This window comes from uncultured Mycobacterium sp., from assembly GCF_964249325.1.
Taxonomy (GTDB): domain Bacteria; phylum Actinomycetota; class Actinomycetes; order Mycobacteriales; family Mycobacteriaceae; genus Mycobacterium.
This window is the reverse complement of sequence record NZ_CAXUCH010000366.1, coordinates 1-3018: the sequence shown is the minus strand read 5'-3', so window position 1 is coordinate 3018 and position 3018 is coordinate 1. Positions and strand designations below refer to the sequence as shown.

The following is a 3018-nucleotide window of genomic DNA, read 5'->3' as shown; positions in this document are numbered from 1 at the left end:
GGCCATCGTGGTCCGCCCCGCACCGCACCAAAGCCCTGACGCGCTCGCCGGGCTGCTGGAACACGACCACGACGGCTCCGCGGCGGCGGTACTGGCGGCGCTGGCCAGACTGGCCGCCGCGGTGGCCGCAGAGCTCATCGGCAAGGGACTGACCGTCATCGGGGTCACGGGTTCGTCGGGCAAGACCTCGACCAAGGACCTGCTGGCCGCCGTGCTCGAGCCGCTCGGCGAAGTAGTGGCGCCGCCCGGGTCGTTCAACAACGAGCTGGGCCACCCCTGGACGGTTCTGCGGGCCACGCCCAGCACCGACTACCTCGTTCTGGAACTGTCGGCGCGCCATCCGGGCAACATCGCCGCACTGGCGGCTATCGCACCGCCCAAGATTGGAGTCGTGCTCAACGTCGGCACCGCACATCTGGGCGAATTCGGGTCTCGGGAAGCCATTGCGGCAACCAAATCCGAACTGCCACAGGCGGTTCCGGCTTCAGGAGTGGTGATCCTCAATGCCGACGACCCGGCGGTGGCGGCGATGGCCGACAAAACCGCGGCCCGGGTGGTGCGGGTCAGCCGAAGCCAGAGCACCGACGCCGGCCCCAGTGACGTCTGGGCCGGACCGGTGAGCCTCGACGAGCTGGCCCGCCCACGCTTCACCTTGCACACCGCAGACTCCGCGGTCGAGGTCCACCTCGGCGTGCACGGCGAGCACCAGGTCAGCAACGCGCTGTGCGCCACGGCGGTCGCTGTGGAATGCGGCGCCAGCCTCGAGCAGGTCGCGGAAACGCTGGCCAGCGCCGGCCCGGTGTCGCGGCACCGCATGCAGGTCATCACCCGCGCCGACGGGGTGACCGTCATCGACGACGCCTACAACGCCAACCCGGACTCAATGCGCGCCGGGTTGCAGGCGCTGGCCTCGATCGCCCATCAGGCACCCCAGCCCCGTCGCAGCTGGGCGGTGCTGGGGGAGATGGCCGAGCTGGGCGACGACGCGATAACCGAGCATGATCGCATCGGCCGGCTGGCGGTGCGCTTAGATGTGTCTCGTCTCGTTGTCGTCGGAACGGGGAGGTCGATGAGCGCCATGCACCACGGCGCGGTGATGGAGGGCTCGTGGGGGTCGGAGGCCACGGCCGTCGCCGACGCCGACGCCGCGCTGGCGTTGCTGCGCGCCGAGCTCCAGCCGGGCGATGTGGTGCTGGTCAAGGCGTCCAACGCCGCCGGGCTGGGCGCGCTGGCGGATGCGCTGGTCGCTGACGTTGCCGGTGGTGTCGGCCGGGGCGTTCGCTGATGATCGAGATCCTCATCGCCGTCGGCATCTCCCTGACGGTGTCTATCTTGCTGACCCCGGCGTTGATCCGGTTGTTCACCAGACAGGGATTCGGCCACGAGATTCGGGAAGACGGCCCCCCGAGTCATCGGACGAAACGCGGCACGCCGTCGATGGGCGGGGTGGCGATCCTGGCCGGCATCTGGGCGGGCTACCTGGGCACCCATCTGGAGGGCCTGGCCTTTGACAGATACGGGCCTTCGGCGTCAGGCCTGCTGGTGTTGCTTTTGGCCACCGCGCTCGGCGCCGTCGGCTTCGTCGACGATCTGATCAAGGTGCGGCGCGCCCGCAACCTCGGGTTGAACAAGACCGCCAAGATGGTAGGGCAGATCACGGCGGCGGTGTTGTTTGCCGTACTGGTACTGCAGTTCCGCAACAACGACGGGCTGACCCCGGCCAGTGCCGACCTGTCCTATGTTCGCGAAATCGCCACTGTCACTTTGGCTCCCGCGTTGTTCATGTTGTTCTGCGTGGTCGTTGTCAGCGCGTGGTCCAATGCGGTCAACTTCACCGACGGCCTCGACGGGCTGGCCGGCGGGTCCATGGCTATGGTCACCGCGGCCTACGTGCTGATCACGTTCTGGCAGTACCGCAACGCCTGCGCGACCGCGCCGGGGCTGGGCTGCTACAACGTGCGCGACCCACTGGATCTGGCGCTGGTCGCCGCGGCGACGGCGGGCGCCTGCATCGGCTTTCTGTGGTGGAATGCCGCGCCGGCCAAGATCTTCATGGGCGACACCGGTTCCCTGGCACTGGGTGGGATTCTCGCGGGCATCTCGGTGACCAGCCGCACCGAGGTCCTCGCCGTCGTGCTGGGTTCGTTGTTCGTCGCCGAGATCACGTCGGTGGTGCTGCAGATCCTGGCCTTCCGCACCACCGGTCGGCGGGTGTTCCGGATGGCGCCGTTCCACCACCACTTCGAGCTCGCGGGCTGGGCCGAGACCACGGTGATCGTGCGGTTCTGGCTGCTCACCGCCATCAGCTGCGGTTTGGGTGTGGCCCTGTTCTACAGCGAGTGGCTGGCCGCGATCGGCGACTGACATGGGACCCGCGGCCGGCCTTGACCCGCTCGCACCGGATGCGCCCGTGCTGGTGGCCGGCGCCGGTGTGACGGGACGCTCCGTGCTGGCGGCTCTGGCGCCGCTGGGTGTCCGGCCAACACTGTGCGACGACGACGCAGCCGCCTTGCAGCACTACGCCGACGGCGGGGTGGCTACCGTGAGTCCGTCCGACGCCGCCCGGTGCATCGCCGACTATGCGCTGGTGGTCACCAGTCCCGGCTTCAAACCGACCGCGCCGCTGATGACAGCGGCCGCCGCGGCCGGCCTGCCGATCTGGGGCGACGTGGAATTGGCCTGGCGGCTCGACGCGTCCGGCCGCTACGGGCCGCCACGCCGGTGGCTGGCGGTCACCGGCACCAACGGCAAGACCACCACGACGTCGATGCTGCACGCCATGCTCACCGCCGCCGGCCTCAACGCCCGGCTGTGCGGCAACATCGGCAATCCGCTGCTGGACGCACTGGCCGAACCAGCCGACCTGCTGGCGGTCGAACTGTCCAGTTTCCAGCTGCACTGGGCGCCTTCAGCGCGACCCGAGGCCGGCGCGGTACTCAATATCGCCGAGGACCACCTGGATTGGCACGGCAGCATGGCCGCCTACACGGCGGCAAAGGCACGGGTGCTGGGCGGCCG

General features: G+C 69.4%; 3 protein-coding genes. All 3 read left to right on the top strand.

The window, feature by feature from the left end; translation table 11 throughout:
* Positions 1-1285, top strand: a 1285-nt coding sequence (gene murF / locus ACFE99_RS24550; RefSeq protein WP_375489412.1) for a UDP-N-acetylmuramoyl-tripeptide--D-alanyl-D-alanine ligase, incomplete at its 5' end; no start/stop codon positions are given.
* Positions 1285-2364: a phospho-N-acetylmuramoyl-pentapeptide-transferase gene (mraY, locus tag ACFE99_RS24545; protein WP_375489410.1), complete on the top strand. Its 1080-nt coding sequence runs from the start codon at positions 1285-1287 to the stop codon at positions 2362-2364. The genes murF and mraY, both read left to right, overlap by 1 nt.
* A gap of 1 nt (position 2365) precedes the next feature.
* Positions 2366-3018 (top strand): UDP-N-acetylmuramoyl-L-alanine--D-glutamate ligase (gene murD, locus ACFE99_RS24540; protein WP_375489408.1); only part of this gene is annotated, 653 nt, incomplete at its 3' end.

What these genes read in the sequence shown, in the direction of transcription:
- mraY (WP_375489410.1), top strand. Translation starts at nt 1,285, where the DNA reads ATGATCGAGATCCTCATCGCCGTCGGCATCTCCCTGACGGTGTCTATC.